12 protein-coding genes are annotated in these 12074 nt (G+C 72.1%); 8 read left to right on the top strand and 4 right to left on the bottom strand.

The features are described from left to right. The first annotated feature begins 51 nt into the window (after positions 1 to 51). Together OG792_RS29615 and OG792_RS29610 are read left to right on the top strand one after the other, a co-directional pair. Entirely contained in the window at positions 52 to 2184 is a 2133-nt protein-coding gene (locus OG792_RS29615; RefSeq protein WP_329104421.1) for a serine/threonine-protein kinase, read from the top strand. Between the two features lie 59 nt (positions 2185 to 2243). Next, a complete protein-coding gene (locus tag OG792_RS29610; protein ID WP_329104420.1) occupies positions 2244 to 2471 on the top strand; it encodes a hypothetical protein in 228 nt (75 codons plus the stop codon). A gap of 161 nt (positions 2472 to 2632) precedes the next feature. Here the strand turns inward: OG792_RS29610 and OG792_RS29605 are convergent, their stop codons facing one another. Beyond that, positions 2633 to 3277, bottom strand: a complete 645-nt coding sequence (locus tag OG792_RS29605) for a hypothetical protein (protein WP_329104418.1) — start codon at positions 3275 to 3277, stop codon at positions 2633 to 2635. A gap of 189 nt (positions 3278 to 3466) precedes the next feature. Between OG792_RS29605 and OG792_RS29600 the strand changes: the two genes are divergently transcribed. The 4 genes from OG792_RS29600 (at position 3467) to OG792_RS29585 (ending at position 7202) form a co-directional block, all read left to right on the top strand. Beyond that, entirely contained in the window at positions 3467 to 4207 is a 741-nt protein-coding gene (locus tag OG792_RS29600; protein WP_329104417.1) for a M50 family metallopeptidase, read from the top strand. Between the two features lie 143 nt (positions 4208 to 4350). Continuing rightward, positions 4351 to 5325, top strand: coding sequence for a ketopantoate reductase family protein (locus tag OG792_RS29595; RefSeq protein ID WP_329104415.1), 975 nt, complete (start codon positions 4351 to 4353; stop codon positions 5323 to 5325). A gap of 88 nt (positions 5326 to 5413) precedes the next feature. After that, the gene (locus OG792_RS29590; protein WP_329104413.1) at positions 5414 to 5920 is read left to right on the top strand and encodes a sigma factor-like helix-turn-helix DNA-binding protein; all 507 of its coding nucleotides are present in this window, start codon (positions 5414 to 5416) and stop codon (positions 5918 to 5920) included. Next, positions 5913 to 7202 carry a hypothetical protein gene (locus tag OG792_RS29585; RefSeq protein ID WP_329104411.1) on the top strand — a complete coding sequence of 430 codons (1290 nt, stop codon included), beginning with the start codon at positions 5913 to 5915 and terminating at the stop codon, positions 7200 to 7202. The genes OG792_RS29590 and OG792_RS29585 overlap by 8 nt, the downstream gene beginning before the upstream one ends. Before the next feature lie 53 nt (positions 7203 to 7255). Here the strand turns inward: OG792_RS29585 and OG792_RS29580 are convergent, their stop codons facing one another. Continuing rightward, positions 7256 to 8845, bottom strand: a complete 1590-nt coding sequence (locus OG792_RS29580) for an acyl-CoA carboxylase subunit beta (RefSeq protein ID WP_329104409.1) — start codon at positions 8843 to 8845, stop codon at positions 7256 to 7258. Positions 8846 to 9138: 293 nt separating this feature from the next. Here OG792_RS29580 and OG792_RS29575 point away from each other — a divergent pair, with 293 nt between their 5' ends. Together OG792_RS29575 and OG792_RS29570 are read left to right on the top strand one after the other, a co-directional pair. Then, a complete protein-coding gene (locus OG792_RS29575) occupies positions 9139 to 10026 on the top strand; it encodes a biotin--[acetyl-CoA-carboxylase] ligase (protein WP_329104407.1) in 888 nt (295 codons plus the stop codon). 139 nt (positions 10027 to 10165) lie between these two features. Further along, a complete protein-coding gene (locus OG792_RS29570; RefSeq protein ID WP_329104405.1) occupies positions 10166 to 10735 on the top strand; it encodes a PH domain-containing protein in 570 nt (189 codons plus the stop codon). A gap of 35 nt (positions 10736 to 10770) precedes the next feature. On the opposite strand, the gene OG792_RS29565 is transcribed toward OG792_RS29570, so the two are convergent. Both OG792_RS29565 and OG792_RS29560 read right to left on the bottom strand, forming a co-directional pair. After that, positions 10771 to 11382, bottom strand: coding sequence for a MaoC/PaaZ C-terminal domain-containing protein (locus OG792_RS29565; RefSeq protein WP_329104403.1), 612 nt, complete (start codon positions 11380 to 11382; stop codon positions 10771 to 10773). Further along, a complete protein-coding gene (locus OG792_RS29560; RefSeq protein WP_329104401.1) occupies positions 11379 to 12059 on the bottom strand; it encodes a GtrA family protein in 681 nt (226 codons plus the stop codon). Before OG792_RS29560 ends, OG792_RS29565 begins: the two co-directional genes overlap by 4 nt. Positions 12060 to 12074: the final 15 nt, after the last annotated feature.

Here is a 12074-nt window from a genome sequence, read left to right as displayed (position 1 = left end):
ATGCGCGTGCCGCTGGTGTGAGGAGGCTCCAGTCCGGGTACCGTCCACGGGATGTCCGAGGCGCCCCCCCAATTGATCGCTGACCGGTACCGGCTCGTGGAGCCGCTCGGTCAGGGCGGCATGGGCCGTGTCTGGCGCGCCCGCGACGAGGTGCTGCACCGCGATGTGGCCATCAAGGAGTTGGTCCCGCCACCCGGACTCACCACCGACGAGCGGCGCGAGATGCGCGAGCGGTCGCTGCGCGAGGCGCGGGCGATCGCCCGGCTCAACAACATCAATGTTGTCCGCGTCTTCGACGTGCTGCGTACGGATGCCGATCCGTGGATCGTCATGGAGTACGTCCGGTCCCGCTCGCTCCAGGACGCGCTTGCCGCTGACGGGCCGGTGTCGCCGGGGCGGGCGGCCGAGATCGGGCTCGGCGTGCTGGGCGCGCTGAAGGCGGCGCACAAGGCCGGCGTGATGCACCGGGACGTCAAGCCGGGCAACGTGCTGCTCGGTGAGGACGGCCGGGTGGTGCTGACCGATTTCGGGTTGGCCACGGTGCCGGGTGACCCGAACGTGACCCGTACCGGGTTGGTGCTGGGCTCGCCCGCGTACATCGCGCCGGAGCGGGCGCGGGACGGCACCGCCGGTCCGGAGGCGGACCTCTGGTCGCTGGGCGCGACGTTGTACGCGGCGGTCGAGGGGCAGTCGCCGTACGCCCGGTCGTCGGCGATCGCGACCCTGGCCGCGCTGGCCACCGAGCCACCACCACCGGCGAAGCGGGCCGGACCACTGAAGGCGGTCCTCAACGGGCTGCTGCGCAAGGATCCGACCCAGCGGATCACGGCCGAGGTGGCCGAGCGCCTGTTGCGGCGCGCGTCCGACAAACGGCCGCGCGGGGCGATCTCACTACTGGACGGGGTACGCCGGCCGAGCCCGCACGGGCCACGCGAGGCGCGTACCCGGGTGGTGCCGTTGCCGGCGCAGCGCCAGCCGACGAGGCCGACGGAGCCGGCCGAGCCCTCGTCGTCCATCGCGGATTTCATCGGTGGGGCCGGGTCGGATCCCCTCCCACCGGCCACCGCCGCAGCGGCTGCCGCCGATGCCGCCGCCCCCGACCGGGTCGGCGCCGACACCCCGGACCAGCCGGAAACCGCCGGTACGCCGACCGCTGGACCCGGCGCCGTCCCGTCGGACGCGGCTGATTCCGACGAGCAGGTCGATTCGGCCGCGTCGGCTCCGGACAGGACGACGAAGCTCGACGCCCCGCCGTCCGCCGAACCGCCAACGGCCGCCGCTGCCGCCGCACCGGTCGCCCCGGCCACACCCGGCTCGGGCAAACCAGGCTCGGGCGCATCGGCTTCGGCCGAACCTGCCCTGGTTGCCGCCGCGCCGACGGAGGTCGTGGCCGGTGCGGCGCGGGTGGAGACGCGCGGGAAGACGTTCGGTCCGTTCGGGTCGTCGCCGGGTGCGGGTGGCAACAGGGTTCCGTTCCTGAACAAGCAGCGGATGTGGCTGATCGGCGGGCTGGTCGCGCTGCTGCTGGTCGCGTTGGTGGTGGTCATCCCGTTGACGAACCGGGACCCGGACGACCGGAACGCGGCCCAGTCGGGCGGGGAGCCCTCCGCTTCGGCGTCCGCCGGGCCCCCGGCGGCCACGACGGCGCCGGCCGCACCGCCGCCCACCGCCGAGCCGAGCATCGCGCCGACCAGTTCGGCTCCCTCGCCGCCGGCGATGACCCGGGGCTCGGGCCCGCTGCCGGCGGGCTGGACCTGGCACAAGGATCCGACCGGGTTCACCGTGCCGGTGCCGGTCGGCTGGCGGGTGCAGCGGAACCGGACCTCGGTCGAGTTCAACGAGCCCAGCGGCGCCCGGATGCTCATGATCGATCAGACGAGCACCCCGCAGTCGGACGCGGTCGCGGACTGGAGACGCCAGGAGCGGGCACGGGTCGACGCCGGCCGGTACCGCAACTACAAGCAGGTGGTCATCAAGGAGATCGACTACTTCCTTGAGGCCGCGGACTGGGAGTGGACCTACACCTCCAGCAACGGCAACCCGCTGCACGTGGTCAACCGGGGGTTCGTCACCGGCCCGAAGCACGGGTACGCGATCTACTGGTCGACGCCGGCCGGTGCCTGGCAGGACAACCTGGACGAACTGCAACTGATCTCGGACGGATTCCTTCCCGCACCGGGCTGATCCGCATGACCTTCCTTCCGTCGGGGTACTGCTGACACAACGACGGAAGGAGGTACGACATGAGTTTCCGACAACGTACGACGAAGCCGAGTGTGGCGCTCTGGATGCTGGTCGCCGTCGGCGACCTGGCGCTGATTCTGGCGAGCTTCGGGATGGTCGCGCTGATCGCACTCGCGAGCGTCGTGACCATGGCCGTCGGGGTGGTTGGCACCTGGCGACTGCTGCGGCCGAGCGTGCCGGCCAGGGAAGTCGCGCGGGCCCCGATGACTGCCCGACGGAGGGCCTGAGAAACTTCGCCGGGTCTGTGACTGCCCGGACCCGCGTTCGAGCGGTCCGGAGTACGACGACAGCCGGACCGGTGATCCCCACGACGGGATGACCGATCCGGCTGTCGTCGTCTTCGGTTGTGGCGTGGCGCCAGCCGGGGAGGCTGGTCCGGGGACCCGGGTCAGCCGACCCGCTCGATCACGGCCCGTCGGATCAGGAACTTGCCCGGCTCGCGGACCTGCTCGAACGCCGCGTCGTTGAGCAGCACGCAACTGCCCGACGGGCTGGTCACCCGTACCGTGGTGCTCTTGTTGTTGTCCAGGTTGGTGACCCTGAGGGTGGTGCCGATCGGGAACGTTCCGCTGGACGCGGCGGGCGCGGCATTCTCGTTGAAGAGGGTGACGGTCGAGCCCTCGCACACGACCTCACCGGCGCCCGGTGCGCCCCCACCGGCGGGCGCGTCCGGCGGGCTCACCGGATCGGCCGGCGGGTTCACCGGATCGGCCGGCGGGTTTGCCGGGGCGGGCGGCGCAGGTCGATCCGCGTTGACCCGTCGCTTGCAGCCCGCCGTGGCGCGGCGCTGTTCGATGAGGTCGACAACCGCCTGCCGGTTGGCGATGCGGGCCAGCGACTGGGCGTCCGGGTTGGCCCGCTGGTCGGCCATGAAGTTCAGGTTGTTGCGCAGTGCGGTGTCGAGGCCGTTGCAGTTCTCGCCCGCGTTGCTCATTCCCGTACCGACCGCCAGTGCGGTGCCGAGCAGGGCCGTCGCGGCCACACCGATGAGCAGCTTCCGTGCCCGGCCGGTCGTCCCGCTTCTCCTGTACATGCACCGCTCCCTTGATCCCGTGCTGCTCGGTTGCAGCATCGATGGGTACGGGTACGGAAGCTGAGCGGATCAGATCGTTTTTCTTAAATGTTCCTCAAGTCCCGCAAGTCGGGTACGGGCTCAGCCGACCCGGGTACGTCGTCGTCGCCGAATCGTCGGCCTCGCGCAGGTGGGCTAGGCTCCCCGGCTGTGTCGATCGACAGCTTCACCGAGGTCTGGAACCGGCTGTTCGACGCCCAACCGGATCCACCGCCGCTGCTCGTCCTGCTCACCGGGCTGGCCGCGCTCGCCGTGGTGCTGACCCGGATCCCGTGGCGGATCGGCCGCAACGCGATCACGATCGCGCACGAGGGCGGGCACGCCCTGGCCGCCCTGCTCACCGGGCGTCGCCTGCACGGCGTCAGGCTCCACTCGGACACCTCCGGCCTGACCCTGTCGGCCGGACGGCCGTCCGGGCCCGGCATGGCCGTCACCCTGCTCGCCGGCTATGTCGCCCCGTCACTGATCGGGCTCGCCGGAGCCTGGCTGCTCGGCGGTAACCGGATCACCCTGCTGCTCTGGATAGCGGTGGTGCTGCTGCTGGCCATGCTCGTCATGATCCGCAACGTGTTCGGCGTCATCTCGGTAGTGGTCACCACCGCGGTGGTGTTCGGCGTCTCCTGGTTCGCCGGACCGCAGGTGCAGGCGGTGTTCGCGTACGCCGGGGTGTGGTTCCTGCTGATCGGCGGTATCCGCCCGGTCGGCGAGTTGCAGACGCTGCGGCGACGCGGGCGGATGCCGGCCTCCGACGCGGACCAGCTCGCCGGCATCACCTTCCTGCCCGCCATCTTCTGGGTCGGACTGTTCGGCCTGGTCAACCTGCTCGCGCTCGGCATCGGTACGAGCCTGCTGGCCGGCGCCCACCTGGCCAACCTCGACCTGCCCTTCTGACCCGGCCCACCCGTCCAACCCCGTCCACCCGGCAACAGAGCGACAGGGAGCTAGGCGACGGGGCAACAGGGCGACAGGGCGACAGGGCGACGGGGCTGCGGGCCGCCCGGGTCCGGCCGATCGGGCAGGAGCAGAATGAGCCGGTGCGTTATGTGATCATCGGCGCCGGTGCGGTCGGCGGAACCATCGGCGTACGGCTGGCCCTGGCCGGCCACGACGTGACGCTGGTGGCCCGCGGCGCGCAACTGGACGCGCTCCGCTCCCGGGGGCTGACCCTGGCCACCCCGGACGGTGAGCAGACCGTCGCCCTGCCGGCCGTCGGCGGCCCGGCCGAGCTGGAGCTGACGCCGGACACCACGCTGGTGCTCACGGTCAAGTCCCAGGACACCCAGACCGCGCTCGGCGACTGGGCGGGGACGCCGGTCACCGGCGGCGGTACGGCCGCCGACCGGCTGCCGCTGCTGACCGCCCAGAACGGGGTGGCCAACGAGCGGGCCGCGCTGCGCCGCTTCGACCGGGTTCACCCGGTCTGCCTCTGGCTGCCCGCCACCTTCCTGGAGCCGGGTGTGATCGCCGCCGAGGGGCACCCGCACTCGGGGATGCTGCAACTCGGCGGCTACCCGAGCGGCGCGGACGACACCGTACGGCAGGTCGCCGACGAACTCTCCGAGAGCGGATTCGTGACCCGGGTACGGGACGACGTGATGCGCTGGAAGTACGGCAAACTGCTGGCCAACCTCGGTAACGGGCTGGACGCGCTGTTCGGCCGCGACGCCGACCCGGAGCTGGCCGAGCGGCTGCGCGCCGAGGGGATCGGTGCCCTGGCGGCGGCCGGAATCGCGCACACCTCCCGCGCGGAGGAGGCGGCCGACCGGGCCGACAACGTACGGGCCAAGCCGGTGGCGGGGCGGGAGCGGGCCGGCAGTTCGACCTGGCAGAGCCTGGCCCGGGGCACCGGTTCGACCGAGACCGACTACCTCAACGGCGAGATCGTGCTGCTGGGCCGCCTGCACGGGGTGCCGACGCCGGTGAACGCGGCCGTGCAGCGCGCGGTCCGGCGCGCCGTACGCGAACGGATCCCGGCCGGCGGTTTCCCACCCGCGCAACTGCTGCCCTGACCCGGTACGCCGGAAAAGTCGGCGCCGAGCGGCAACCGACCACCGGCCCGTACGCGTATGACCTCCGACGCCCAGGGGGAGGTAGCCGGTGCCCGACGACGTCGGCGGATTCGACGAGTTCTACCGGGGGAGCCGGCAACGGTTGCTCGGCTACGTGTACCTGCTCACCGGTGACCTGTCCGAGGCACAGGACGCGGTCCAGGAGGCGTACATCCGGGCCTGGCAGCGCTGGTCGACGGTGAGCGGCTACGAGGACCCGGAATCGTGGGTACGGGTCGTCGCCGCCCGGGTCGCGGTGAGCCGGTGGCGGAGCATTCGCAGCCGGGCGCGGGCGTACCTGCGTCATGGCGTGGTGGAGAACGTGACGCCGGGGCCGGGCACGGACACCGTCGACGTGGTGGCCGCGCTGCGCCGGCTGCCCGAGGAGCAGCGCACCGCGCTGGCCCTGTACTACCTGCTCGGCCTCCCGGTCGCCGAGGTGGCGCGGGAGACCGGTGCCCCGGTCGGCACCGTCAAGGCCCGACTGTCCCGGGGCCGGGTGGCGCTGGCCGGCCTGCTGGCCGTCGTCGAACTGGAGGAGGCCGCCGATGCCTGAGTCGTGGGTGGAGCGGATGCCGGAACCGGACCCGACAGGGGACCGGGAGTCGGCAGCGGATCAGGCGGTGAACCAGGCGGTGGAGCCGGTGGTGGACCTGTCCGCGGAGCCGGGGCGGGACGTCCTGCCGGAGTCGCTGGCGGCGCTGATGAACGAGCCGCCACCGGATCCGTACCCCGAACCGGTCCTGCCCGATCTGCTGGACGACCGGGCCCGGCTGCTCGCCGAGCGACTCGCGACGGACCTGGCCGGGGTGAGCTGGCCCGCGCCGGAACAGATCCGGGCGCGGGGGCGCCGCCGGGCCCGGCGTACGGCGGTGGCGGTGCCGGTCGCCGTCGTGCTGGTCTTCGCCACGATCTGGGGAGTGGTCGGCGCCCTGCCCCGGGGCGCTACCGGACCGGAGTCGGTCGCCGGGCGAGCCGACCCGGAGGCCGCCGTGCCGGCCACGGCGTCGTCGGCACCGGACGGGACGGTACCCGGGCGGTCCAGCGGCGGGGTGACGAGCCGCGACCCGGCCTGGATTCCGGCGATCGCCCTGCTCCAGCCGGCCGACCTCGGGCTCAACTTCCGGATCGACGAGGATCACAGCTGGCAGCCCGGTTCCTACCCGGACTGGCCGTTCCGGCTCGCCCAGAGCTGCCCGGCCTACGCCGGGCTGCGCCTGACCGGCTACCAGGATCACCGGTACAGCCGTGGGCGCACCGTTGGCGGCGACACCGAGGACGGCCGCTGGCAGTCACTGGCACAGCAGGTGACCCGGTACGCCGACGGCGCTGCCGCCCGGACCGTGGTGGACGACGTCCGTCGGGTGGTCGAGGCGTGCCGGACGTACGACGCCCCACCGACGGTCTCGACCCTCTACGCCACCCCGCCCCCCCCGGCCACCCCGACCGCGCCGGCTTCCCCGGCCGACCCGACCGCGCCGGCTTCACCGGGAAAGCCGACCGCGCCGGCCTTTCCGCCCGGTTCCACCCGCTCGGTCCCTCCCGGCGCCACGACGGGGCCGGCCGCCACGGGTGCCAACGCCACCCGGCACGCCTGGCGGGTGCTCGGCGACGGGTTCGCCGGCAACCAGTCGCTGCTGGTCCGGCAGGAGGTCAGCGCGCCGACGGGCCCGGTGGGCACGGGACCCGCCAGCGGCACCGTCACCCTCTACGCCGTGGTACGCGTCGGCGACCTGGTCGCCGTGCTGGAGTCGTACGACTACGACGACGCGCGGATGCGCCAGCTCGCCGACCGGGCCGCCGCCTGGCTCTGCCCATTCGCGAACCCGCGCTGCTGACCGGCCGACCCGCGCCGCTGACCGGCCGACCCGTGCTGAAAACCAACCGCGGGCTACAGCGGGATGTTGCCGTGCTTCTTCGGCGGCAGCGTCTCCCGCTTGGTCCGCAGCACCCGTAGCGCCCGGACGATCTGGGTACGCGTCTCGGCCGGTGCGATGACCGAGTCGACGTAGCCGCGCTCGGCGGCGACGTACGGGTTGGCCAGCGTCTCCTCGTACTCGGCGACCTTTGCGGCGCGGACGGCGGCCGGGTCCTCGGCGGCGCCCAGTTCGGCGCGGTAGAGGATGTTCACCGCGCCCTGGGCGCCCATCACCGCTATCTGTGCGGTCGGCCAGGCGAAGTTGAGGTCGGCGCCGAGGTGCTTGGAGCCCATCACGTCGTACGCTCCGCCGTAGGCCTTCCGGGTGATGACGGTGACCTTCGGGACGGTCGCCTCGGCGTAGGCGTAGATGAGCTTCGCGCCCCGGCGGATGATGCCGTCCCACTCCTGCCCGGTGCCGGGCAGGAATCCGGGTACGTCCACAAAGGTCAGTACGGGGATGTTGAACGCGTCGCAGGTGCGGACGAACCGGGCGGCCTTCTCCGAGGCGGCGATGTCCAGGGTGCCGGCGAAGTGCATCGGCTGGTTCGCCACCACGCCGACCGGGCGCCCCTCGACCCGGCCGAAGCCGACCACGATGTTCTGCGCGTAGAGCGGGTGGACCTCAAGGAACTCGCCGTCGTCGAGCACGTGCTCGATCACCGTGTGGATGTCGTACGGCTGGTTCGCCGAGTCCGGGATCAGGGTGTCCAGTTCCCGGTCGGCGTCGGTGATCTCCGGGTCGGCGTCGGTGGCGTACGTCGGCGGCTCGTCCAGGTTGTTCGCCGGCAGGTACGACAGCAGCGCCTTGACGTAGTCGATCGCGTCTTCCTCGTCGCTGGCGAGATAGTGCGCGTTGCCGCTGCGGGTGTTGTGCGTACGCGCCCCGCCGAGTTCCTCCATGCCGACGTCCTCGCCGGTCACCGTCTTGATCACGTCGGGTCCGGTGATGAACATGTGCGAGGTCTGGTCGACCATCACGGTGAAGTCGGTGACCGCGGGGGAGTAGACCGCGCCGCCCGCGCAGGGCCCCATCACCAGCGAGATCTGCGGGATCACGCCGGAGGCGCGGACGTTGCGGAAGAAGATCTCCCCGTAGAGGCCGAGGCTGACCACGCCCTCCTGGATCCGGGCGCCGCCGGAGTCGTTGATCCCCACCACCGGGCAGCCGATCTTCATGGCCAGGTCCATCACCTTGACGATCTTCTGGCCGAAGACCTCGCCGAGGGAACCGCCGAAGATGGTGAAGTCCTGGGCGAAGACGCAGACCTGCCGGCCGTCGACGGTGCCGTACCCGGTGACCACGCCGTCCCCGTACGGGCGGGTGCGGTCCAGCCCGAAGTTGGTGGACCGGTGCCGGGCCAGTCCGTCCAGCTCGACAAAGGAACCGGGGTCGAGCAGCAGTTCGATCCGCTCACGGGCGGTCTTCTTGCCCCGCGCGTGCTGCTTCTCCACCGCGCGGGCGGATCCGGCGTGCACCGCCTCGTCCACCCGCCGTTGCAGGTCCGCCAGTTTCCCGGCGGTGCTGCGGGTGTTGATCTCGACCTCGCTGCTCGCGCTCACGTTCGGTGCCTGCCTTTCCTCGCGACTGCGGGGCCAGCCTCGTTCGCTGCTCGCGCTCACGGTGCCCGTGCACGCCCGGCGCTTCCTGCACGCAGGCCCAGTCCTGGATCGTAACGATGCGCCCGCCCGGCCGTCGCCGACCGCCGGGGTGGGCTTGGCCTCACCGCTGTGACCGTGGCCGGTGAGCGGTGCTCGTCGGCGACCTGGTCGGCCGCTGCCTTGGCCGAGGTCGCGCTCCACCGGCTCGGCGGGCTCCGCCCCGGGCCCCGGTGTGGCGGCCGTAGGCTGGCCTGATGCCGGGCTCGCCGTACACCGATCTTGACCGTCCCCCGCTCGACGCCCGTGGGCTGCGGCGGGCGCTGATCGTCCCGGACGGCCTCTGGACCCGGCTGGACCTGCGCGCCGAGACCGGTTCCACCAATGCCGACGCGGTCGCCGCGGCCACCTCCGGCGAGCCGGAGGGGCTGGTGGTGGTCGCCGAGACACAGACCGCCGGGCGCGGTCGTCGGGGCCGTAGCTGGCAGTCGCCACCCCGGGCCGGGATCGCGGCCAGCGTCCTGCTCCGGCCGGGGGAGCAGGTCGAGGCCCGTGGCTGGCCGGGCGTGACCCCCGCGGCGTACGGCTGGCTGCCGCTGCTGGCCGGAGTCGCGCTGGTCGAGGCGGTGACCCGGATCGGGGAGCTGCCCGACGGGCTGGCGGTCGGCCTGAAGTGGCCGAACGACCTGCTGCTCGGCGCGGCGAAGGGTGCCGGCATCCTGGCCGAGGCGGTGCCGGCGGCCACGGTCGGCCGGCCGCCGGCGATCGTGGTCGGGATCGGGCTGAACGTGACCCTGCGGGCGGACGAGCTGCCAACCAACCCGACCGGCCTGGTGGCCACCTCGTTGCGGTTGGCCGGGGCGTCGGTGGTCGACCGCGATCCGCTGCTGCGGGCACTGCTGCGCGGCCTGGCCGACTGGTACGCGCGCTGGCGGCTGGCCGGCGGCGACGCCGAGGCGTCCGGCCTGCGCGCCGCCTACCTGCGGCACAGCGCGACGGTCGGCGAGCCGGTACGGGTGCTGCTGCCGGGCGGCGACGAGCTGGTCGGCTCGGCGAGCACGGTCGATCCGGAGGGCCGGTTGGTGGTCCGGGCAGCCGACGGTGAGCACCGGGTGGCCGCCGGTGACGTGCTGCACCTGCGCTGACGCCCGGATCCGAGTCGGACAGCGGGGGCGGAACAACCACGCTCGTCACGTCGGGGGAGTGTCGACGATCAGGTGACGCGCCCGGTAACCCGGAGCCGCTACGGTCAGCGCGAACACCGACGTATCCCAGGAGGTTTGCGTGGCTTTCCCCGAAGATGTGCTCACCGCGGACGAGCACGTCGTGCTGCATCTGCACCCGCACTGGAAGGCCCTGATCCGGCCGGTACTGGTGCTGGTGCTGGCCGTCGCCGCCGTGATCGTCGGGGCGGTGCTGCTGCCCGACGGCAATGCCGGCTCCATCGGCCTGTACGTGATCGCGGCGCTCGGCCTGGTGCTCGTACTGTGGCTCAGCCTCTGGCCGTTCCTGGTCTGGCGGGCCACCCACTACCTGTTCACCAACGAGCGGGTGGTGCTGCAACAGGGTGTCTTCCACCTGGACCGGCGGGACATCCCGCTCGGCCGGGTGAACGACCACACGATGAACCAGCACTTCGTCGAGCGGCTGCTCGGCTGCGGCACGCTGACCATCGAGTCGGCGGGCGAGCGGGGACAGACGGTGCTCACCGACATCCCGCACGTCAGCCAGGTGCAGACCCGGCTCTACGAGCTGGTCGAGGCCGACCACGACAAGCACTCGCTCGGTGAGGGCGAGCTGCGCGAGGTGCTCGCCGACGTCAGCGAGGGCAAGCCGCTGCGCGAGAAGCCCTGACAACTTCCGGCCGGCCGGATCGCCGGCACCGGGTGTCAGCGCCCGGTGCCGTCACCGTCAGCGTCACTGTCGCCGGATGTGGTCGTGGCCGGCTCGCGGAGCACGAACCAGCCCCGGAACCTGGTCCGTAGCACCTCCTGTTCCGGCTGGCCGTCAGCGTCCAGCCGGATCATGGTGGCGCTCAGGGTGACCGTGCCGAGTCCGGGTCGGGCGGTGGAGTGTTTGCGGCCGACCACGTCGAGTCGGGTGGCCAGCCGGTCACCGGCCCGGACCGGGGCGAGCCAGCGCAGTTCCTCCAGTCCGGGGGAGGCGTCGGCGGCGGCCCGGGACAGTACGTGGTCGACGTACGCGCGCATGAACAGGCTCACCGTGAAGAAGCCGCTGGCGATCATCCCGCCGTAGTGACTCTGCCGGGCGAGTTCCGGGTCGAGGTGGTACCACTGCGGGTCGAAGCGCTCGGCGAAGGCAACCATCTCGGCCTCGTCGACGGTGGTCACCCCGAGTTCGAAGGTCCGGCCGGGGCTCAGGTCCTCGAAGAAGAGGTCGGCCGGCGCGCCGGTGCCCGACCGGATCCCCGAGCCGGTCACCGGGCTGTCGGTCGACGGGCCGGAGGTCAACGGGCTGCCGGTCGATGGGCCGGAGGTCAACGGTTTGCGGGGCGTTGGGCGGTGGCCGCCCGTAGTTCGTCGGCGAACTCGGCCGTGAGATCGTCCCTGGCGGCCAGCAGGTTGTCGCCGGCCGCCGGGCGGTCGCCGTTGGTGCGGCCGTCCGGCGCGGACTGGGGCCGGTGGGACGCCTCCTCCAGCTCCGTGACCGCCTCGGCCAGTTCGGCCACCGGGTCGAGCTCGACCAGCCCGTCGGCGGCGTGCTCGTGCCCGTCGGCGTGGTTCGTGGCCGGCCGGAAGACGAACGTGCGGTACGACCAGAAGCGGAACACCGTGGCCAGGCCAACCCCGACGGTCTTGGCGACGTTCAGCGCGAGCAGGCCGTGGATGCCCAGGCCGTACTTTGCCGCGGCCAGCACACCGAGTTCGATGGCGAGCCCGGTGGTGTTGAACAGGAAAAACAGTAGATATTCGCGACGCATCGCTGATTTCGGGCGATCTCGGTACGTCCAGTACCGGTTCATCAGATACGAGCTGATCGCGGCGATAACGGTCGCGATGACCGTTGCCTTGAGCTGGCCGTTCTCGAAGACCGTCAGCGCCAGCGCGTTGAACACCGCATAGTTGATGACGGTGTTGACGCCGCCGACGATGCCGAATTTAGCGGCCTCGTGGGCGAACTTCTGCCAGCGGTCGGGGAGCAGCCGGACAAGACGCATTTGGTTACCTTAGGG

Source organism: Micromonospora sp. NBC_01699 (assembly GCF_036250065.1).
Taxonomy (GTDB): domain Bacteria; phylum Actinomycetota; class Actinomycetes; order Mycobacteriales; family Micromonosporaceae; genus Micromonospora_G.
Note: the sequence above shows the minus strand (reverse complement) of the source record. Positions and strands in the feature narration are given on the sequence as shown.

Bases quoted from the DNA above. Each gene is read 5' to 3' on its own strand.
- OG792_RS29615 (WP_329104421.1), top strand. From the start codon at position 52: ATGTCCGAGGCGCCCCCCCAATTGATCGCTGACCGGTACCGGCTCGTG.
- OG792_RS29610 (WP_329104420.1), top strand. From the start codon at position 2,244: ATGAGTTTCCGACAACGTACGACGAAGCCGAGTGTGGCGCTCTGGATG.
- OG792_RS29605 (WP_329104418.1), bottom strand. From the start codon at position 3,277: ATGTACAGGAGAAGCGGGACGACCGGCCGGGCACGGAAGCTGCTCATC.
- OG792_RS29585 (WP_329104411.1), top strand. From the start codon at position 5,913: ATGCCTGAGTCGTGGGTGGAGCGGATGCCGGAACCGGACCCGACAGGG.
- OG792_RS29575 (WP_329104407.1), top strand. From the start codon at position 9,139: ATGCCGGGCTCGCCGTACACCGATCTTGACCGTCCCCCGCTCGACGCC.
- OG792_RS29560 (WP_329104401.1), bottom strand. From the start codon at position 12,059: ATGCGTCTTGTCCGGCTGCTCCCCGACCGCTGGCAGAAGTTCGCCCAC.